This window comes from Halomonas halocynthiae DSM 14573 (genome assembly GCF_000425725.1).
Lineage (GTDB): Bacteria > Pseudomonadota > Gammaproteobacteria > Pseudomonadales > Halomonadaceae > Halomonas > Halomonas halocynthiae.
In genome coordinates, this window is the sequence record NZ_AUDZ01000015.1 from 1 (window position 1) to 19,115 (window position 19,115).

17 protein-coding genes, 1 tRNA gene, 2 rRNA genes and 1 pseudogene are annotated in these 19,115 nt (G+C 49.9%); 12 read left to right on the top strand and 9 right to left on the bottom strand.

Annotated features, from left to right (window positions below):
* Positions 1-119, top strand: a 23S ribosomal RNA gene (locus H616_RS0102890); the annotation flags it as partial.
* A gap of 104 nt (positions 120-223) precedes the next feature.
* A 5S ribosomal RNA gene (gene rrf, locus H616_RS0102895) occupies positions 224-339 on the top strand.
* 75 nt (positions 340-414) lie between these two features.
* Here rrf and phbB read toward each other — a convergent pair.
* Entirely contained in the window at positions 415-1,164 is a 750-nt protein-coding gene (gene phbB, locus H616_RS0102900) for an acetoacetyl-CoA reductase (protein ID WP_027966014.1), read from the bottom strand.
* 190 nt (positions 1,165-1,354) lie between these two features.
* On the opposite strand from phbB, the gene H616_RS0102905 reads away from it, so the two are divergent.
* The 4 genes and pseudogenes from H616_RS0102905 to H616_RS0102930 all read left to right on the top strand — a co-directional run bounded on the left by H616_RS0102905 (position 1,355) and on the right by H616_RS0102930 (position 4,545).
* Positions 1,355-1,431 (top strand) — tRNA-Met (locus tag H616_RS0102905).
* A 628-nt stretch (positions 1,432-2,059) separates the two neighbouring features.
* On the top strand, positions 2,060-2,887 hold the full coding sequence (locus tag H616_RS0102920; protein WP_027966015.1) for a hypothetical protein: 828 nt from the start codon (positions 2,060-2,062) through the stop codon (positions 2,885-2,887).
* A 17-nt stretch (positions 2,888-2,904) separates the two neighbouring features.
* Positions 2,905-3,169 (top strand): annotated as a pseudogene (locus tag H616_RS0102925) (ATP-binding domain-containing protein); the annotation flags it as partial.
* A 110-nt stretch (positions 3,170-3,279) separates the two neighbouring features.
* Positions 3,280-4,545, top strand: coding sequence for an N-6 DNA methylase (locus tag H616_RS0102930; protein ID WP_027966017.1), 1,266 nt, complete (start codon positions 3,280-3,282; stop codon positions 4,543-4,545).
* 12 nt (positions 4,546-4,557) lie between these two features.
* Here H616_RS0102930 and H616_RS0102935 read toward each other — a convergent pair whose 3' ends face one another.
* From H616_RS0102935 to H616_RS0102955, 5 genes are all read right to left on the bottom strand, one after another.
* A complete protein-coding gene (locus H616_RS0102935) occupies positions 4,558-5,202 on the bottom strand; it encodes an MAE_28990/MAE_18760 family HEPN-like nuclease (RefSeq protein ID WP_027966018.1) in 645 nt (214 codons plus the stop codon).
* Positions 5,192-6,313 carry a GmrSD restriction endonuclease domain-containing protein gene (locus H616_RS0102940; RefSeq protein WP_027966019.1) on the bottom strand — a complete coding sequence of 374 codons (1,122 nt, stop codon included), beginning with the start codon at positions 6,311-6,313 and terminating at the stop codon, positions 5,192-5,194. The genes H616_RS0102935 and H616_RS0102940 overlap by 11 nt, the downstream gene beginning before the upstream one ends.
* Positions 6,314-6,447: 134 nt before the next feature.
* A complete protein-coding gene (locus H616_RS15350; protein ID WP_084155679.1) occupies positions 6,448-6,615 on the bottom strand; it encodes a DUF427 domain-containing protein in 168 nt (55 codons plus the stop codon).
* Between the two features lie 154 nt (positions 6,616-6,769).
* Positions 6,770-7,072, bottom strand: a complete 303-nt coding sequence (locus H616_RS0102950) for a hypothetical protein (protein ID WP_027966020.1) — start codon at positions 7,070-7,072, stop codon at positions 6,770-6,772.
* A gap of 187 nt (positions 7,073-7,259) precedes the next feature.
* The gene (locus H616_RS0102955) at positions 7,260-8,696 is read right to left on the bottom strand and encodes an aminotransferase-like domain-containing protein (RefSeq protein ID WP_027966021.1); all 1,437 of its coding nucleotides are present in this window, start codon (positions 8,694-8,696) and stop codon (positions 7,260-7,262) included.
* 251 nt (positions 8,697-8,947) lie between these two features.
* Between H616_RS0102955 and H616_RS14070 the strand changes: the two genes are divergently transcribed.
* Together H616_RS14070 and H616_RS0102970 are read left to right on the top strand one after the other, a co-directional pair.
* The gene (locus tag H616_RS14070) at positions 8,948-9,148 is read left to right on the top strand and encodes a DUF1127 domain-containing protein (protein WP_035572445.1); all 201 of its coding nucleotides are present in this window, start codon (positions 8,948-8,950) and stop codon (positions 9,146-9,148) included.
* Entirely contained in the window at positions 9,135-10,007 is an 873-nt protein-coding gene (locus tag H616_RS0102970; RefSeq protein WP_027966022.1) for a PhzF family phenazine biosynthesis protein, read from the top strand. The genes H616_RS14070 and H616_RS0102970 overlap by 14 nt, the downstream gene beginning before the upstream one ends.
* A 464-nt stretch (positions 10,008-10,471) precedes the next feature.
* Here H616_RS0102970 and poxB read toward each other — a convergent pair whose 3' ends face one another.
* The gene (gene poxB, locus H616_RS0102980; RefSeq protein WP_027966023.1) at positions 10,472-12,184 is read right to left on the bottom strand and encodes a ubiquinone-dependent pyruvate dehydrogenase; all 1,713 of its coding nucleotides are present in this window, start codon (positions 12,182-12,184) and stop codon (positions 10,472-10,474) included.
* Positions 12,185-12,250: 66 nt separating this feature from the next.
* Positions 12,251-13,387, bottom strand: a complete 1,137-nt coding sequence (locus H616_RS0102985) for a calcium:cation antiporter (protein ID WP_035572448.1) — start codon at positions 13,385-13,387, stop codon at positions 12,251-12,253.
* Positions 13,388-13,612: 225 nt separating this feature from the next.
* Between H616_RS0102985 and H616_RS0102990 the strand changes: the two genes are divergently transcribed.
* Entirely contained in the window at positions 13,613-14,941 is a 1,329-nt protein-coding gene (locus H616_RS0102990) for a glutamate carboxypeptidase (protein ID WP_027966025.1), read from the top strand.
* Between the two features lie 178 nt (positions 14,942-15,119).
* Here the strand turns inward: H616_RS0102990 and H616_RS0102995 are convergent, their stop codons facing one another.
* Positions 15,120-15,548, bottom strand: a complete 429-nt coding sequence (locus H616_RS0102995; RefSeq protein WP_035572449.1) for an ion channel — start codon at positions 15,546-15,548, stop codon at positions 15,120-15,122.
* 287 nt (positions 15,549-15,835) lie between these two features.
* Here H616_RS0102995 and H616_RS15190 point away from each other — a divergent pair, with 287 nt between their 5' ends.
* The 3 genes from H616_RS15190 to H616_RS0103010 are packed head-to-tail and all read left to right on the top strand — an operon-like array spanning position 15,836 to position 19,115.
* The gene (locus H616_RS15190; RefSeq protein WP_084155681.1) at positions 15,836-16,150 is read left to right on the top strand and encodes a YtcA family lipoprotein; all 315 of its coding nucleotides are present in this window, start codon (positions 15,836-15,838) and stop codon (positions 16,148-16,150) included.
* A gap of 3 nt (positions 16,151-16,153) precedes the next feature.
* Complete coding sequence (mdtN, locus tag H616_RS0103005) at positions 16,154-17,203, top strand: multidrug transporter subunit MdtN (RefSeq protein ID WP_035572486.1); 1,050 nt, start codon at positions 16,154-16,156, stop codon at positions 17,201-17,203.
* Entirely contained in the window at positions 17,187-19,115 is a 1,929-nt protein-coding gene (locus tag H616_RS0103010) for an FUSC family protein (protein ID WP_027966028.1), read from the top strand. The genes mdtN and H616_RS0103010 overlap by 17 nt, the downstream gene beginning before the upstream one ends.

Consider the following 19,115-nt stretch of genomic DNA (forward strand, 5'->3'; position numbering starts at 1 on the left):
TCCCCGAGGCCTTGAGCCTCCTGAAGGGCCCAGCAAGACTAGCTGGTTGATAGGCCGGGTGTGGACGCACCAATAGGTGTTGAGCTAACCGGTACTAATTGCCCGTGAGGCTTGACCATATAACCCCAAGCCGTTTGATCACGAGACACACGGCCGGATACGCAACTACAGTGCCAACAGTGGCCTGTTGAGACGATCTCACAGCATGATTTACCCCTTTTCGCCTGACGACCATAGCGTGCGTGAACCACCTGATCCCTTGCCGAACTCAGTAGTGAAACCGCTCCGCGCCGATGGTAGTGTGGGGTCTCCCCATGCGAGAGTAGGTCATCGTCAGGCACTTATACCAAAAAGCCCCGAGCGCAACGCGTTCGGGGCTTTTTTTATGCCTGGGGTTGGTGTTTACTGTCGGCGTTAGCCCATAAACTGCCCACCGTTGATATCAATATTGGCACCGGTAATAAAACCCGCATTATCTTCAGAAAGATACACCACCAGTCGGCCGATTTCTTCTGGCTTACCGAAGCGCTTCATCGGGATAGTTTCACGAATTGATTCGCGGACTTTTTCTGGAATCTTCATGATCATATCTGTAGCGATGTAGCCGGGTGAAATAGTATTCACCGTGATGCCTTTACTGGCTGTTTCCTGTGCTAGTGACATAGTAAGCCCATGCATCCCCGCTTTAGCGGCTGCATAGTTAGCTTGGCCAAATTGTCCTTTGCGGCCATTGATAGAGGAAATGTTGATGATACGGCCATAATTGCGATCAAGCATATCCTCAATGACGCTGCGACACGTATTAAATGCCGTTGTTAGGTTGGTATCGATGACCTCGTTCCATTGCTGTTGCGACATCTTCTTTAACGTGCCGTCACGAGTAATGCCTGCACAATTGACGAGCATATCAATCTTGCCATGCTTTTCACGAATATCTTGGGCTTCAGCTAGGCAGGCATCGAAGTCAGAAAGATTGACACCTGACAGTGCAATATTACTGTAGCCATCAGCTTGCTGGGCTTCGAGCCAAGCTTTGGCTTTTTCTGGATTATGATATCCCGCAACTACAAAGTGGCCAGCATCAGCTAGAGCGCGACAAATCGCTGTACCAATACCACCGGTACCCCCTGTTACCCAAGCCACGTAGCTTTTTGATGTTGTCATTAACTGCCTCCTAGTTTCTGAACACACCTGAGCGAATTCTGCTCAGCCCTCGAGTCACACTATGTCAGAAATAAACAATGTATCAACGTAGTAGACATCAATAGTATGGACTATTTTGATCGACATACACGTTATGGCGAAAGATAGGTTGACGAAACTTACTAAGTCTGTATAATATGCCTCACATTGATGCGGGGTGGAGCAGTCTGGTAGCTCGTCGGGCTCATAACCCGAAGGTCATCGGTTCAAATCCGGTCCCCGCTACCAATTTTTTAGAGGCAGATCAGTAATTTACTGGTCTGCCTCTTTTTTCTGTTGCTCGGTAATCCCTTCGAAACACCATGCTGCTCAAAAGTAGAATTTTCCGTAAGCTAAACGCAGGGAGATTCTGTATGAAAAAATCACGTTTTTCTGACAGCCAAGTACTGTCCGAAAATGGCTAGGTGCTGTGATGGCGGGCATGCGTAGCCTGGTCAACATGGAGCGTAATATTATGCGTGCCCAGTATGCGAAACGCGCAAAAGATATGGATCAAGTCGCGGAAAACATGCAGTTCGACAAGAAGACTACAGATAGAGCAAAAAAGCCAACAAGGACATGGGAGTGAGTGACAGTAAGACTGAAAGCGATATAGACGAGAAAGGCAGCGTGAAGGCTGATGGCAAAAAGACTGAAACCGAGCTAGACAAAAAACCTAACGCAGCCCCCCGAACTCGCCGTGACCACAGGCGTATGCATTGAATGGCGAAAAAGATAGCAACCACGCAGAAGGAGGCAGCGAGATCAGGGTCATCCTACGGACGACGCGCTATCCCTCTCGGCACTAAAAGTACCGAGCATCTCGCGCAAGTTTATGAGAAAAAAAGAGCTTATTGCCTTAGCTGGAGTGGCAGCCATGACGCTAAGCGGATGTGCAAGCGGCCCTTATCATCACCAGAGCGATAGGGCTGACTCTAAGGGCATCGATGATTTTTTCGCTGGCGAGGGGTGTGCCATCGGCCCTACGACGCGCCATGCAGCACTGGCTGAGGGTTTTCAGGAAAGCGATATTGATGCCTTGGTCAGTGCAGCAAAGCTCGATGAGCAAACCGTGGTGACCGGAGAGTGGGTTGTTCTTCCACCCGACATGTGCACGATACGTCTTCCAAGCCCTTTAGGCGCACTGGCGCTTAGCGATCCTGAGGTCATGGCGGCCACCTCCTCGACGAGTGCTTACTATAATAGCGGGACCTATCGCAATACAGAGGACTTGGGCTGTTTTTTATCCAGCCCAAAACTACATGACAGCTTAAGGCAGTCACGCGGTTGGGATGATCATACTATTAGCATCGAATATACGCGGATGCTCGGTAGGGCAATTGCCCAGGGCAACGCCGCGTTTTACTCCGACTCGCCACTGCGCACTCCACCCGGCTATCAGATACTCAAGGGAAACTGTGCCAACGTGCCGGCGATGCCGGAGATCCGCGAGAGCAATGCATTTTTGCGCGATCATTTCGATGGCTTGGTTCGCGCGCTTGGTCAGTCACTGGCATGCGACTCAGATGTTAACCTCATCATGACATACAACGAAAACGTTGCTGGTACTTTACAGGAAAACACACCCTTTAATGCATGGCGAGGTCTGGAGATTATGACTGTCGCAATGGGCGCAGGCTGGTACGAGAACATGAGTGCCACGGCCCCAGGCGCTCCGCGGCCACCACTCTGTCATTATCCGTGACCGAAGTAGCACTCAGAGATGCCGATAACCCCATCCGCTGGGTGCTGCCTGCACGCGGTAGAAACCGTATTCGCGATGACAGTACACAAATCCCAAGGCTCGGAATTCTTACACACCGCCCTACTGCTACCGCCCACCATCAACCGGATCCTCACCCGCGAACTGGTCTACACCGGCATCACCCGCGCCCGCGACTGGCTCACGCTAGTGGAAGCCAAACGCGGAGTGTTGAATGAGGCGGTGGTCAGGGAGGTGATGAGGGTGAGTGGGGTTAAAATCTAAAACGTCAAACTATAAAACTAGTATATAACTAAAAAAAGAAATACAATGACAGCTTCACCAACCCCAATACTATTTACCCCAGCCAAACAGAAGCAGCTTTAAACTACCGAATGAATCAATTCAGAAACCATAATCAAAATTTAATTAGAGCCATCGAGAACATTGTAGATAGCGAAGATTCAAGCCAGCTATTTGATCTAATTGACTTAGATGGTATAGATTTAATTGCTCGTCAACTGCTAACATCTGAGGAGATGAAGAATGCTGGTAGTTTTTTCACAGGACAAGCTTTATCCAGTAGATTAGTAGCCGACATAAAAAACACTATCACAGAAAACTCGGTAATACTTGACCCAACCTGTGGCACTGGAAACTTACTTATTGAAGCATCACGTCAACTAGCTATAAAAAAAGGGCTCAAAGATACTCTATCAAAATGGGGAGAGCAACTATCTGGTTATGATATAAACCCATCTTTTGTCGATGCTGCAAAACTAAGAATTATTCTTGAAGCTATCAGTCGTGGTGCAAATAAAGATTGCACCATTGATGAGGCCATGTTGTCACTTAAAAAAATATTGGCAAAAAACACATTAGAAACCACCAAAAAAGATCTTAAAAAGGTAACGCATATATTAATGAACCCCCCTTTCTCAAACTGGCAACTAGATACTCCAGGTTACTTTACTAGTGGAAAAACGAACGCTGCAAGTGTGCTTTTGATTCATTTCATAAGAGAGATGAGGGAAGGCTGTTATATCAACGCAATTCTTCCAGACGTTATTAGATCTGGAAGTCGTTATGTAAAAACTCGACAATTTAGCAATGATAACATTGCTGCCGTTTGTACTGTATGGGGAAGATTCAACAAAAAAACGAATGTTGATGTATTTATTTTGGCAGGAAAAAAAACCAATAAGGAGACTGGAATCAAATGGCAAAAAGAAAACCATGAACGCCCCGCTATTTCTTCACGTTATTTAATAAAAATAGGCCCTCTCGTTTCATATCGAGATAAAGAGGAAGGACCGTTAGCGCCTTATCTGCATCAAAAAAATTCTCCGCATGGTAAAGCTATATCCTATATCTCTGAAAAGAGAAGGTTTAAGGGAAAGTTATATACGCCACCTTTTGTGGTAGTCAAAAGAACGTCTAGCCCAAAAGATAACCCAAGAGCTTCAGCAACATTGATACTAGGAAAGAAACCTATCGCGGTTGAAAATCACATGGTAATAATCAAGCCTTTTAGTGGTTGTTTAGATGAATGCTTAAAGTTATTCCACATTCTAGATAAAGGATCCACTACCGATTTCTTAAATGAGAGAATCCGCCTTAGACACTTAACAGTCAAAGCCATTGGAGAAATTCCACTTTGAAGCACCTAATTACTACCTAAGATACTCTTTGTTAGCAGCGGCATTTATAACAATATTTTGAAATGTCATTATCATAGTCAGCAAGTCATCTTCAAGCTCACCGTAAATCCGCTCCAAATCATCATTACTTAGCTTTTCTCCATGTGCTATTTTATTTCTATTATCAACCATTACCACATCAATAAAATTTTCTTTTAGCGAAAATGGTTTTGTATCTAATGCTAACTGATGCATTATGTTAAACAAAACGCCAGTTTTTAGATTAGACTCAGTATCAACAACCCTTTTCTCATTTATTTTCAACTTGTCATTATCAGCATATATAATATATTCAAATATTTCTTTCTGTGAAGGGTGTTTTTTTAGCGAAAACCCCTTTGAAAATCTATCAGCCAGGCTTGACTGTAGAAAATTTTCTTTTAAATCTCCATATTTAGGAGATATGTAATTTAAATAACACACATAGGCTTGTGATCCGCATTTTAAATAGCCTTCCCAATGAGAATAAAGCAACGCTACAGCTGATTTATACAATATAAACTTTTCGTTTTTACTTGCTTTTCCTATCATAAACTTAATAGTTGTAAGCTCGCGTTTTCGCCACGCCAAATCTTCATCTAAGATAGACTCTAACGCATATAATGATCTAACCTTCATTAAAAACCTCAACACCTAACTGATTCATTTTAACCATCCTATCAAGGGGTCTTGCACGCCGTGTTAAGGTATTAGTAAACTCTTCTTCAGCTGTAAGTTTTTTAGATTTTTCATTTACTTTTCTTATAATATCCTCCTCATTTTGACCACTCTCAAGCGCACTAGAAACACCCTTAGTTAGCGCCTCATATACAGGCAAGGAAACAGCTCCCTCACGCTTATTCTTTACGTGATTAAATTTTTTAAACGTATCCTCTCCTAGAGATTTATTAAATATAGAAAATGTTTTCTTAAAAACCTTAGCCTCTCGATCATAATCAAAATCACTTTCTTTTTTGAACATATTATTCAACTGCTCATCTAAATACGGCCCAACATCGACATGATCGCCTCTAGTCTCAGGTGAAGAATATCTATGCACAAAGAACCTTAAAGCAAGTTCTTCACCATAACATTCCTCTTGCTGTTTTTCTGAAATTGGAATAGTAGCCTTAAAGTCTTCTGATTGCGCAATACTTTGCAACCAAGAAAAGGCTTCACTATTAATCATCAGCAACATACAGTTTCTCACCTCTTGATCTGAAAGCTTCGACCCCCCAGTATTAAGCCTCTGAAATAACTCAAATTTAGTATCGCCTTCACTTTCTTTTTTTATAATTTTGATATCTACTTTCTCTCTTTTGAATATCCGCTTTATCTCAACATGAATTTCATTATCAATATTTTCTTCATCACTCCATCTTTTACCTTCCAAAGCTGGCAGATACCTTGTCTTTTTCAGCTGCAATGGTGGAAGAATTTCACCATCTTCTCCCCTTAATTTCCCTAAAAAAGAGAAAATAGTGGATAACCTTTGTAGTCCATCTACCACATCCCAAATACCATCATCTCTTTGAGCCACAAAGATAGAGGGCAACGGTATACCAAGTAATATTGACTCGATTAATTTACTTTTTTGCTCTTCGCTCCATCTATAAACACGTTGAAATTCTGGATGTATGTCTAACTCACCATCTTCATATAAATTAGAAATTTCTCCAATAGACATCGGATATGCATCGGTATGGACTTGTACACGAGCGGCATCAATTTGGCTTCTCAAATCTTCCATATTCACTCCTAAAATAAAACCGTTAAAACAATGTAGTATCATACATTTCTAAAAACTCAGCTATTACTCAAATTATGATACGAATATACCATTACTAAGCACTTCGTAACATTCACAATATGATTAAACCACATTCAATAACGAAACTTCCGCACGTCTTCACGTGAGAAGTAATGGCATGACGGGTAGTCGCGTTCGCGGAGTTGGATGGTGTTAATGGAGTCGGCGATTAACGTGCCATCAACATGCGCCTGCACGCGTTGGCTAATAGGGTGAAGCTCAATGCGTGGGGGATTTGGCATTAGGTTGTTCCCTGGGGCCTGGGGGCGTTGTTCGCTCTAATGCTTCGAGCCTAGCAGTTAAATTATATTAAGCCTACTTTGTATACTGGGTTTTTAGTTGATAGTGGACACTTCTTGACTTGGGTCATTCATCACGTCCACGCTGCCGCTCGGCCTACTCCTCCGGTGGGGAAAGGTGGGCATCGGCCAGGGTACGTGGCGGGTACTTGCACGCGGTATCAGCCCAGCGCTTCCATACACTCTCATCGACGGAAATATTCACCGCTGGCAGCCCCTGCATGCCCTGCGCATACTGCCGGTAAAGCCGGCCGTCGCCCTTGTATCTAAGACGTGCATACTTGGCGTAGAGCCCGTTTAGAAAATCAGCAAACGAATCTTTCGGTGCCATTTTCCAAGCATCCTCTGCAGCATTGAAGGGAGTCACTTTTAGGCCTGTCTGCTGCGCTTTGGTTAACATCCTGCTCAGCGGTATGTCGGCCAGTGTGTCGCCAGTGCCAGAGCTGCCACGGTTATATTCTGGGGCGGTGATAACTTGGCCAGTATGGCTGTTTTACGCTCGTTAGAATAACGAGGCACTATTAACACCTGAGTCGCCTAATTGGTTAAAAATTAAGCAGTGTTAATTACTCTGACAGCGGCAGCGTTTATTCTACCCCCGCTGCCTGCACTTCTTCGGTCATCTCGGTGGCCAGCTCCCCGACAGTACGAACCGCTTTTTCAATCTCCGGGGTTAGTGTAAATGCGTAGTTAAGTCGCAAACACTGGTGAAACTTACCCGAGGCTGAAAACAGCGACCCCGGCGCCACGTGAATGGCGCGCTGGGCCAGTCGTTCGTTAAGGCGAACGCAGTCTACGGCGGCAGGTAGTTCTACCCACAGCAGAAAACTGCCCTGCGGATAGCTGATGCCAGCGCCCTTGGGGAAGTAGCGCTGCACCCAGCTGATCATGATATCGCGCTGGCGCTGATACTGGCGGGTGGTATAACGCAGGTGACGCTCGTAATGGCCTTTGGCGACGAACTCCGCTACCGCCAGCTGGGGCAGGGTGGCTGACGCGCCGGTCGAGACATACTTCATATGCAGTGCTTTATCTCGATAACACCCCGGCGCTAACCAGCCCACCCGTAGCCCTGGCCCCACCGTTTTGGAAAAGCCGCTGCAGAGTAATACGCGCCCATCGTCATCGAAGGATTTGATCGTGCGCGGCCGCGGAAGGGTGTAGGCCAGATCTCCGTAGATATCGTCTTCGATAATCGCCACATCAAAGCGTTGGGCAAGCTGGAAGAGTGCCTGTTTGCGGGCTTCAGGCATGGTGTATCCCAGTGGGTTATTGTAGGTCGGGGTGACCTGGATGGCGCGGATTGGCCACTGCTCCAGCGCCATTTCCAACGCTTCCAGACTGATACCTGTTTGCGGGTCGGTCGGGATTTCCAGCGCTTTTAAACCGCTTGCTTTAAGGATCTGCATGGTGCCGTAGAAACTGGGCGAGTCCACCGCGACCACATCACCGGGCTGAGTGAGTGTGCGTAGCGAAATGGCCAGTGCTTCCTGGCAGCCAGTGGTAATCATAATATCGTCGGGGTGCAGCAAACAGCCGGAGGTGATGGCCAGCCGCGCAATCTGCTGACGTAGCTCGGGGCTTCCGCTCAGTTTGTCATAGTTAAAGCCATTCAGATCGTTCTTACGGTGCAGCCCCGCTAGTATTTTCGACAGCGGCTTAAGCGTTTCATAGGCTAGGTTTGGCACGCCACGCCCCAGTAAAAGCCGAGAGTCATCGTGCTGGGTAGCAACCAGTTCCAGCACTTGATCCCACTGAGAGACATCCAGTGGGCACTGTGCCGGACGGGAGACGGAAGGCAGCACCGAAGGCACTCTGCTAGGAAGGACGAAGTAACCAGATTTAGGGCGCGAATCAATCAGCGCCGCATCCATCAATTGGCGATAGGCTTCCTGGGCCGTTGAGATACTGACACCAAACTCCTGGCACACTGCTCGAATAGAGGGCAGTCGGTCACCCACGCGGTAAATACCGTGCTCGATACGCTCTCGTACCGTGCCAGCAACTTCCTCGTAGCGTGTCATGTTCCTGCCTCTCTGAGTCTAAAATACGGTCTGTAGTACGGTCTTCAAGACGCTCTCCAGAATAGCCCTCATGACAGCTACCAGTACAGTTTTAAATAAAATAATAAAAACAATACAGATGCTTTCACTCACCAGCATACAGAGGCATCACATAGGCCAACTGTATCTTTAAAAGATAAAACCCTATATCTGTATCGCTTGGGTACGGCTGGGTAATCTGATTGGGCACATCGCCATTGAGGAGAACCACCATGCCACGCTTCAGTTTTACCCAGCTTCGCTGCCAATGGCGCCAATATCGTTTGCGTCGTCGCAGTCGCCGTCAGTTACTATCGCTTGATGATCGACTGCTGGAAGATATCGGCATCACACCTGCTCAGGCGAAAAAAGAGGCGCATAGAGGGTTTTGGCAGCACATTTCACATAAAAGGGGGCCGCATGAAGAGCGCTAACTATTACCTGCTCGACGTCTTTACCGACCAGCCGTTTTCAGGCAACCCGTTGGCGGTGTTTTTAGAGGTAGGAGAGCTTGATACCCGCACAATGCAGTCGCTGGCCAATGAGCTAAACCTTGCTGAAACGGTATTTTTAAGCGCTCCCACGGCGCCCAACCACTATCCAATGCGGATTTTTACACCAACCCGCGAATTGCCTTTTGCCGGCCACCCAACGGTAGGCGCCGCGCACTTGCTAGCGGAGCTGAACCTGGTAAAACCTGATCGCCCTTTGGTGCTTCAGCCAGCTATTGGCGAGTTAACGATCCGTTATCAGCAAGGTAGGGCAACGTTTACCACGGCTCAGCCCGTCATGATCAAGGAGAGTACGATTGACCGGATCACCGCCGTTGAGCTACTTGGGCTGGACAGTCACCAGGTAGTTGGTGACCCGGTGATAGCTTCCTACGGCCTGCCTTTTCATCTGATTGAACTCGCCAGTCAGCGTGCGCTGGAGAGCGTGAGTCTTTCCTCCGCTCACTGGATGGATACCGTTGCATTTAGTGCTGCTGAGCAGGTCTATCTGTATGTGGTTGAACAACAGAGTGGGGAAACAATGCAGATTCGCAGCCGTATGTTCTGTATGCACGACAGTATCTGTGAAGACCCAGCTACCGGCAGCGCCGCCGCAGCGTTAACTGGCTATCTGGCATCACTTAGGCGAGATGCCTTGCAGTGCAAGATTCAGCAGGGGGAAGAAATGGGGCGTCCCAGCGTTATCCACACGGCGGCCAATGGTGATATCAAACCTGGCCTTGCAACGGTGAGTGGACATGCCGTCGTGGTGGGGAAAGGGGCGTTCTATGTGGCTAAGTGATGGCCCGCGCGAGTGTTTCTATCGGTTCGGGTTGACAGCAGCCGGTATCGCCGCCTGTTTAGCATACCACTTAGGCTCTTTGCTGCCTCATGTGGACTTGGCCTGATCAAATAGCTGGGTGACGTCACTGCTGGGTTGCGCCCAAGGCACCTCTCATACGTTGATACGTTTGACGCCATGTTCAGGAGGCTTTGTGCGAGGGGCGCGAGCATGTAGGTAATAAATGATGTTGGAAGAAATGCAGGTGCCGCGAGGTTTTGTTAGCAGCGTCGCGGGCTTGGCAGACCTTACCGCACTCTGAACAGTGATAGGGACTGCCACGCACTCGCTCTCCTCGAAAGTCCCCTGCGGAGATAAACACTGACTCCCTCATCCACAAGGATAGCGATACAAGTGCTACCACTCTCTTATAGCCATAGAGTCAAGACATTGAGAGGGCAGCACGCCATTAGTCTCTGAGGTTATTAGCCTCTGAGCCAGTTGGTTTTGGCTAGGTCCAGCACCTCGTCTCCGCGCCCGTTCATGACGGCACGCAGCATGTAAAGGGAGAAGCCACGTGCCTGCTCAAGCCCGATGCTTGGCGGCATCGACAGTTCCTGCTTGGCCGTGCGTACGTCTACAATAGCTGGCCCGTCATGGGCAAAGGCTTCATTCAGGGCATCATCAATGGCACTTGACGACGTGATACGAATTCCCTTGATGCCCAGCGCTTCACCCACTTTGGCGAAATCCACTTCGGGAATATCTGTGGTTTCATCAATGTAGCCTGCGGCTTTCATTTCCATGGCCACGAAGCCGAGAGACGCGTTGTTATAGATCACGACCTTGATCGGTAAGTTTTCTGCAGCCAAGGTGATGAGGTCACCCATCAGCATGCTGATGCCGCCGTCACCGCATAGTGCGATCACTTGGCGCTCGGGAAAGCTTGCCTGCCACCCAAGCGCCAATGGCATGGCAACCGCCATGGAACCGTGCTGGAAAGAGCCGGTTAGTCGCCGTTGGTGGGTCATTTTAAGATAACGCGCAGCCCACACTGTTGGCGTGCCCACGTCAGCGGTAAATACGGCATCGTCGGCGGCCAGCGCGCTGACGCGGGCGGCAAGATACTGAGGGTGCAGCGGTTTGTTGTCGGCACGCGGCTTGGCAAGATCATCCAGCCCTTGGCGTGCACGCTGATAATGGGACTGGGCCGTTTCCAGAAACTTGCGATCGGTTTTTTCTCCTAGGTGTGGCATGAGGGCCGTGAGTGTGGCGCCGACGTCGCCGACTAGCCCCATCAGCAGAGGGCTGCGTCGCCCTAGGTGGCTGCCGTTGATATCGATCTGCACAACTCGCCCGTGTTTGGGGAAAAAGCCGCGATACGGGAAGTTGGTACCGAGCATGATCAGCAGGTCACATTCGTGCATGGCGTGGTAGCCCGACGAAAAGCCGATCAGCCCTGTCATGCCAACATCAAAAGGGTTGTCATATTCCAGCGACTGCTTGCCACGCAGTGCATGTACGACAGGTGCCTTGAGATGCTCTGCCAGCGCAACGACTTCGTCATGGTAGCCATCACAGCCATAACCGCCGAATACGGTAATCCGCTGGCTGCTATTGATCAGCCTAGCAAGCTCAGTCAGCGCGGATTCAGGGGGCGTCACTACGGGTCGAACAGGAGGGTGCCAGCTGATGTCGCTGACCGGAGACTCCTTCAGCGCCACATCGCCAGGTAGCACGATAACCGCCACGCCGCGCTGGGTAATCGCGGTGTTCATGGCCGCCTCGATGATGCGTGGTACCTGCTCAGGGCTAGACACCAGTTCGCAAAAGTCACTGCATTCTGCAAACAGGTTCTGAGGGTGGGTTTCCTGAAAGTAGCCCAGACCAATTTCGCTGGAAGGAATCTGCGCAGCGATGGCAAGCATCGGCACGTTGGCACGCTGGGCTTCGAACAGGCCGTTGATCAGGTGCAGGTTGCCTGGGCCACATGAACCTGCGCAAACACTCAGGTTGCCGGTCGCGTCTGCTTCTCCCGCCGCAGCCAGTGCTGCGACTTCTTCATGGCGTACTCCGCGCCAAGTAATGCCTTCGCAGGTGCGCAGCGCTTCAGTAATGCCGTTAAGTGAGTCGCCGGGTAAGCCCCAGATATTTTTTACACCAGCTTGCTGTAATAGCTCAATAACCGTATTGGCGATATTTTTTTAGCCATGTACGTCTGCCTTCGGTAGTTAAGACGAGGTTGAGTTGCGGCCCACAGCCTGTTAAGGCATGACGGCCAGCAGCATGAAAATGGCAAAAATAACGAGGTGAACGGCACCTTGCAGGATGGTTGTTCGGCCGGTGGCTAGCGTAATGGTGCCAATGAATAGTGAGAGGAGGAGAAGTACCATTTCCTCAGAACGCAAACCTAGCGCCAGTGGTTGGTCTAGCAAGACGGCAGCAAATGCCACCAGTGGAATAGTTAAACCAATGGTTGCCATGGCGGAGCCCAGGGCCAGCGTCAAACTGGTTTGCAGTCGATTGTGCTTTGCGGCGCGAACCGAAGCAATGCCTTCGGGCATTAATACCAGTGCTGCGATAACGACGCCGACAAGGGAAATTGGCAAATCGGCTGCAAGAACAGCTTGAGTGAGTGTTGGTGCTAGCAGCTCGGCCAGGATGACAACAGAAAATAAGGTCATGATGAGCAGTGCTAGGCTAACCAGTGTCGTCCGTTTTGAGGGAATCGCATGGTGGCTGGAGGTGTCACTGTTATCAGTGCCCAGCGCTGACGACTCATCTAACAGAAAATAACTCCGGTGACGTATTGTCTGCACAAACAAGAAAATGCCGTAAAGGACTATGGAGAACACGCCGATCAGGACCAGTTGAATCGGCGCATAAAAAGGGCCTGCAACGGCAAGTGTGTAGTTAGGCAATATCAGAGCGATAACGGCTAATGTGCCTAGTACGCTGAGGGCTGCTGCGGTTCCTTGATTCTGGAAAGACTGCTCTAAATGACGCATGCCGCCAACAATGAGACTCAGCCCGACAATGCCGTTCAGTACGATCATGATAGTGGCAAATACGGCATCGCGAGCCAAGGTGTCATGGCCGCCGTCAGGCGACAACATCACTGAAATGATCAGGGCTACCTCGATAATAGTGACTGACATCGCCAAGATGATAGAGCCGAAAGGTTCGCCTACTTTGGCAGCAATGATCTCAGCATGGTGTACTGCTGAGAAGATAGCACCGCCCAGTAAAATCGCCGAGATAAGCAGGACAATGGTGCTTGAGGTGTCAATCAGTCCTGATACCTCTGCCCCGATCAGCAGCCAAGCGGCCAGTGGCGCCAGCCAAGCCCAGTGAATAACGCGGTTGATACGACTGTTTTCGTTGCTTTTAGGGGTAGTCATGCAGTCTTTCCTAGAGGCTGTTGCCTGAAGTAGATGTTGTCAGCGTCAGAGCCAGCGGTGGTGTTGGCGGATATGTTCGAATATGGCCGTTTTAAACATTCACGGATGTTCATGCTATCGTTCTTTCATTGTGTATGAATGTTGAGAACATATCAGGCTGGTCTTGAATGTTCGATATAGAGGTTCGGTGAGACAAACACAAACAACTCGTATAGGTAATATCACATGAAGAAAAGCAAGCTGAGTGTGGTGATGGCAGCGATGGTGCTGGTATTTACCAATGCATTAGCTCAAGAGCCTGAGGTTAATCAAGCGTTACTGGATGCGTCTAAGGCGCAACAGGAGGCATTGATCGAATCCTTGAGAGACATGGTTGAAATCGAGTCGGGCTCCGATGATATCGAAGGGTTAGAACGAATGGCGCGCTACACGGAAGAAAGCCTGCGCGCGCTAGGCGCTGAAACACAGCGGATTACCGCGACGAATGATGTGCCCCCAGGGCTTGTCAAAGGAGTGTTCAAGGGGTCTGGCACACTGAAAGTCGCGCTCATCGCACATATGGACACCGTCTATCAACCGGGCATTCTGGAGCTAGAGCCTTGGCGTCGCGATGGAAACAGGATCTATGGCCCGGGCATTGCAGACGATAAGGGAGGGATTGCCGTCATCCTGCATTCGTTGGCGATTCTTCAAGACGCTGGCTGGGATGACTACGACACCCTGACGGTGCAGTTCAATGCCGACGAAGAAATTGGGTCGGTAGGCTCTGGTGCAATTATCACTGAGCTTGGTAGTGAGAATGATGTTGTGTTGTCTTACGAGCCCAGTCCGTCGAAAGAGGTTGCCGGTGCTGAAGGTGTGCTGTTGGGAACCGCTGGTACCGCCAGCTTATCATTGGTTGTGCATGGGCGTGCCGCTCATGCGGGCGCGGCGCATGAGGAAGGGCGTAATGCGTTGATTGAGCTGGCTCATCAGCTTGTGCAAACACGCGATATTGCAAACAGTGTGCCGGGCTCTCAATTGAATTGGACATCTGCGCAAAGTGGTACCGCGCGTAATCAGATTCCAGGGTTGGCAGAGGCCGGTGCTGACGTGAGAATTACCCAGAAAGGCGCTGCTGAAGCGCTACTTGAAGCGGTTAGGACTCAAACAGAAAAAAACCTGCTGATTCCAGATACCTATACAGCCGCTGAGTTAGAGGTTCTTCGCCCGATGTTTGAAGCTGATGAAAGGGGGCGCGCTCTTGCTGAGCTGGCGGAATCGATTTATGCAGAGCTTGGCGAAGGAAAGCTGGGCCAAGAGAATGCTCGTTTGATGCCAACAGAAGGTGTTGTACGGCGCAGTTTGTTGTTGATTCCGGGGACGACGGGCGGTACGGATGCGGGGTTTGCTGCAAGCTCAGGTAAGGCAGCCGTGCTGGAAGGGTTGGGGCTGGCTGGCTGGGGGTATCATGCCAGCCATGAACATATTGAGGTAGATTCAATAGTACCGCGTCTTTACCTAACGACTCGGATGCTGGAAATACTGGGACGCAATTATAGCGAAGCAGAATGACGCCAACGCCGCTGCTCACGGATAACGCTTTTTAGAGAGGTAAGAAGCGTTATCCTCCCAGCCGCTGTGCTCTCTCAACACTTGGCCCTCAGTGCGTGGCATTTTCGTTCTTGGAACCTCGACACTTAAAATCCCTGCACTTAAAACGTCAGTACTTAAAATGTTAGTACTTAAAGCGTTAGTACTTAAAACCATAGCGCTGAGAGGTGATCGACAGCACTTGGAAAAGCACCGCTGTTGACCACCCGAAGAGAAGTACACCGTTCATTGCTGTCATTGGCCCCATCACCATCCAAGGCTCGACGGGCAATATATCGCCATAGCCCAGCGTCGTGTAGTTGACAAAAGCAAAGGTGAAATCTTCCGCTGGGTTCGGCGTGACACCCAGAAAAGCATAAGCCAAGCCCCATAGCCAGATTTCAACGAAATGTGCACCCATAAGAATGGAGGCAGCAAGCACCATGGTTACGATGATTCGCAGCGTTGGTCGAGCGTGATGCTTCAACATAAGGTTGTTATGCACAGTTCGTACCATGAACACTGTCAAAAGCCCGTGGATTGCGATGTTGGTCAGGCTGATCAGAATCCCGCTGAATATCGCAAGCAAAGTTATATGCCTCTGTGATTGGTAACGGTTGCCGAATAGTGAACACACTACTCGATGAATAGTTGGGTCGCGCGCTTGGGTCCTGTATCTTTTATACGTCCAGTGACGAGCAGCGACGAGATACAATATACCCGTTTTCTGCGTGTAAATGCTGAGCAGTGAGCACTCTGGCTATTCGTTGCCAAGAGTGTCGCCGTGTCGGTGCATACGCTGCAAGACTTGCACAAATCGCCGTAGCCCGAGGTTATAGACTTAGCTTGGCATGATGTTAATAGGAACAGATTACGATGAGTAGAAGGCGCGGAATGCTGGGCTCAGATGCCGCAAGGAAAGCTCCTTTTCTGGTACGTTCTTGGTTACTGGTGGCTTTGTTGATGGTGGCAACACCAGCGCTGTCAGCGGCACCTGCCGTCGGAATGTTTGGTAGCTTTTTTCCATCATGGTTACTCTCGCTGTTTGCGGGTGTTGTGGCCACGATTGTCATCCGCGTCCTGTTTGTGGTGATCAAGCTAGATGACATCATTCCGTGGCGTGTGCCGGTTTATTTGTCCATGACGCTTGGAATGACGCTGCTATTTTCCTTTCTATTTTTTGGGCGCTGAACCATGAAAACTCATGCTTCTAAAAAGGCGGTCTCTATTGTTGGGGCAGTGATTGCTATTGTTATCATTGTGGGTGCTGCTGTTATGGCTTACCAAAGCTACGAAAATGCAACGGCCAACCCACTGTCAGATGATGCTGCTTTAATTGCGGATGTCGTGCGTGTTGCTCCATCGGTAGCGGGTCGTGTTACGGCGCTGCACGTTGAGGAAAACGATTTTGTTCGCGAAGGCGAGCTGTTGTTTGAAATTGATGATACGGCTTACCAGCTAGCGCTGGAGCAGGCTGAAGCGGACTTGGCTATGGCGATAGCGGCCGGTGGCGATCATGCACGAAATATTTTAGCCGAACAGGCCAATGCGGAAATTGCCGAGGCTCAGATTAGCCGAGCCAGAGCGAATCTGGCGTTGGCAAATCAAACGCTTGGTCGGCTGCTACCGATGGAGTCTAAAGGCTATGTTTCCACGCAGCAGATCCATGACGCTCGCACGGTGAAGCGTAATGCTGAAATCAGCCTGCAAGAAGCGCTTAAGCAGCGTCAGGCCGCTGATGCATTGGTGGGTAATGACGAGGCAACTCGCGCGCTGATTAATGCTCGGCAGGCCGCAGTGGGAATCATGCAGCACGAACTGGCAGGCACCCGAGTTTATGCGCCGGCTGATGGACGGATTGTTGGCGTGAGAGTCTCAGAGGGGGATTATGTCATGCCGGCCCAGCCCCAGTTCAATTTGATCAGAACGGATACCTGGTATGCGTCAGCCAATTTCACTGAAACCATTCTTGAAAATATCGCCGTAGGTAACTGCGCCACAGTTTACGCGCTGGCCAACCGTCAACGAGCGATCAAAGGCACAGTCGTTGGTATAGGCTGGGGGGTTGCTTCGAAAAGCTTGATTGAGCTGCCAGTGTCGCTGCCGATTGTGCCGAAATCTCTTGATTGGGTTCGAGTTCAGCAGCGCTTTCCGGTACGTATTCGGTTAGAGAACCCACCTGCCGAATTAATGCGGGTTGGTGCTTCAGCTGTGGTTACTGTGCATCATGCCGATGATTGTTGATTCTGCGTGGGCAAAAATTGCCCGCCAGGCTTGGGAAGACATTCAGCCTTTTCCGGGCCGGTTTGGGTTAAGCTGGCGCGTGGCGCTGTTGTGCACCCTGGTTTCCGCAACGGCTATGTTGCTGAAAATCCCTGAGGCGGCAATCAGCTGCTACTTGGTGATTTTTTTGTCTAAGCAGGATGCCGTGCAAAACTGCATTCTGGCGTTTGGCGTCATTCTGATGGCGTCTTTTGTTGTCCTGTTGATGATTCCTATTATTAACGTCAGCGTCGATAGTCCAGCAATGCGGCTAGCGGTCATGTTTTTTGCTTCGTATGTTTTTCTGTTTCTCAGCTCAGCGACGCCTCTGGGTGAGCAGGCAGCCATTGTTGGTTTGATTATCGCTTTTATCATGACGCTGGTGACTATGGTGCCGGTAGGGGAGATAGCTGATAAGGGCTTGCTGATGGCATGGAAAATGGCCTGCATGCCGATGTTCTTGATGATTCTTTTTAATCTACTGTTCGGCACACCGTCGCAGACGCTGGTACGCCGACGGATTGTCGAAAGGCTGCAAGGTGCAGCAGAGCGTATTGAGATGCAGCAAACATCAGTATCATTTAATACGCTGGTGAGTGAGGGTAATGATGCGTCGTTACAGCAGATGCAGCTCGTTAAGCTGTTACATCTTATCTCTGCCGCGCGCTTGCGCTGGCTGAATGGCGCGGTGGAAACCAGTTATCGCATCTTGATTATTGCTGAAACGTTGCCCGATGACCTGGATATCAAAGAAAGGGCAAGTTTAGTGGCACGGCTTCGTCAAGCGGCAGATGCGATTAATGGAGGGGAGCTTCCGGCCCTATTGCCCGACTTGTCAGTGCCGGCAGACGCGAGCCTACAACAGATTCAAGCGGCGTTATCTGGGTTGTCACAGCCAGATGGAGGTGCCGTTCAGCCGCCGCGACCAAGAAAGATACCCATGCTGGCTGCTGATGCGTTTTCTAACCCCATACATCAAAGATATGCACTGAAAACATCCGCGGCAGCGGTACTCTGTTATCTGATTTATACCGGTATGCAATGGGACGGCATCCACACCGCGATGATCACCTGTTATGTTGCTGCACTTGGCACCACCGGCGAAACGCTACGTAAACTGACATTGCGCATTGTTGGTTGTTTGATAGGTGCTGCGCTTGGGTTCTTCTCGCTGCTCTTCCTTATGCCGCATTTGACCTCTATCGGCGGACTGATGGGGCTGGTGTTTTTTGGTGTGCTGATCGGTGCTTGGGTGTCCTCTGGCGTTGAGCGGATCTATTATGCTGGCGTGCAGATTGCTTTGGCTTTTTTGCTGACTACCCTCAATGGGTTTGGTCCTAGCTTTGACTTCTCTCAGGCCAGTGACCGCATCTACGGCATATTGCTCGGCATCTTTGTGATCTATGTTATCTTCACCCAGTTCTGGCCGCGCAGTGTGGTCAACCAAGTCGTGCGTCAACTTAACGATGCGCTGAGCGCCTTGGGTGAGCTCAGTGTGCTTTCTCGACAAGACCCGCAGGCGCGTACTCAAGCCGCATCATCTGCGCACTTTGCTCTTGGTCAGGCTGAAGAGTTGCTCGATATGGCACCTTTCGAGCCGTCTCGGTTGCGCGCTACGGCTGGTGAGTTAGAGCGCTTGCATGCCCTTGTTGACGCGCTGCACGAGTTCACCGGCCAGCTTTATGTGTCAGGATCATCACAAGGCGCAATCAGTGAACGCTTGCGGCGACTCCAGGAGCAGTTAGCAAGCGGCGGGGAGAGTCCGCTGGAAAGCCAGCACAACGGCCTGGCTCCATCGCTTGCCGATGACCGGGTCGACCATGAGAGCAGCGATAATGGTATGGAACAGCAACTCACCCAGATAGAGCGGATTGTGAATGTTGAGGGAAGCTAA

Coding starts and splice junctions, on each gene's coding strand:
- phbB (WP_027966014.1), bottom strand. CDS start 1,164: ATGACAACATCAAAAAGCTACGTGGCTTGGGTAACAGGGGGTACCGGT.
- H616_RS0102920 (WP_027966015.1), top strand. CDS start 2,060: ATGACGCTAAGCGGATGTGCAAGCGGCCCTTATCATCACCAGAGCGAT.
- H616_RS0102930 (WP_027966017.1), top strand. CDS start 3,280: ATGAATCAATTCAGAAACCATAATCAAAATTTAATTAGAGCCATCGAG.
- H616_RS0102935 (WP_027966018.1), bottom strand. CDS start 5,202: ATGAAGGTTAGATCATTATATGCGTTAGAGTCTATCTTAGATGAAGAT.
- H616_RS0102940 (WP_027966019.1), bottom strand. CDS start 6,313: ATGGAAGATTTGAGAAGCCAAATTGATGCCGCTCGTGTACAAGTCCAT.
- H616_RS15350 (WP_084155679.1), bottom strand. CDS start 6,615: ATGCCAAATCCCCCACGCATTGAGCTTCACCCTATTAGCCAACGCGTG.
- H616_RS0102950 (WP_027966020.1), bottom strand. CDS start 7,072: ATGTTAACCAAAGCGCAGCAGACAGGCCTAAAAGTGACTCCCTTCAAT.
- H616_RS0102955 (WP_027966021.1), bottom strand. CDS start 8,696: ATGACACGCTACGAGGAAGTTGCTGGCACGGTACGAGAGCGTATCGAG.
- H616_RS14070 (WP_035572445.1), top strand. CDS start 8,948: ATGCCACGCTTCAGTTTTACCCAGCTTCGCTGCCAATGGCGCCAATAT.
- H616_RS0102970 (WP_027966022.1), top strand. CDS start 9,135: ATGAAGAGCGCTAACTATTACCTGCTCGACGTCTTTACCGACCAGCCG.
- H616_RS0102985 (WP_035572448.1), bottom strand. CDS start 13,387: ATGACTACCCCTAAAAGCAACGAAAACAGTCGTATCAACCGCGTTATT.
- H616_RS0102990 (WP_027966025.1), top strand. CDS start 13,613: ATGAAGAAAAGCAAGCTGAGTGTGGTGATGGCAGCGATGGTGCTGGTA.
- H616_RS15190 (WP_084155681.1), top strand. CDS start 15,836: ATGAGTAGAAGGCGCGGAATGCTGGGCTCAGATGCCGCAAGGAAAGCT.
- mdtN (WP_035572486.1), top strand. CDS start 16,154: ATGAAAACTCATGCTTCTAAAAAGGCGGTCTCTATTGTTGGGGCAGTG.
- H616_RS0103010 (WP_027966028.1), top strand. CDS start 17,187: ATGCCGATGATTGTTGATTCTGCGTGGGCAAAAATTGCCCGCCAGGCT.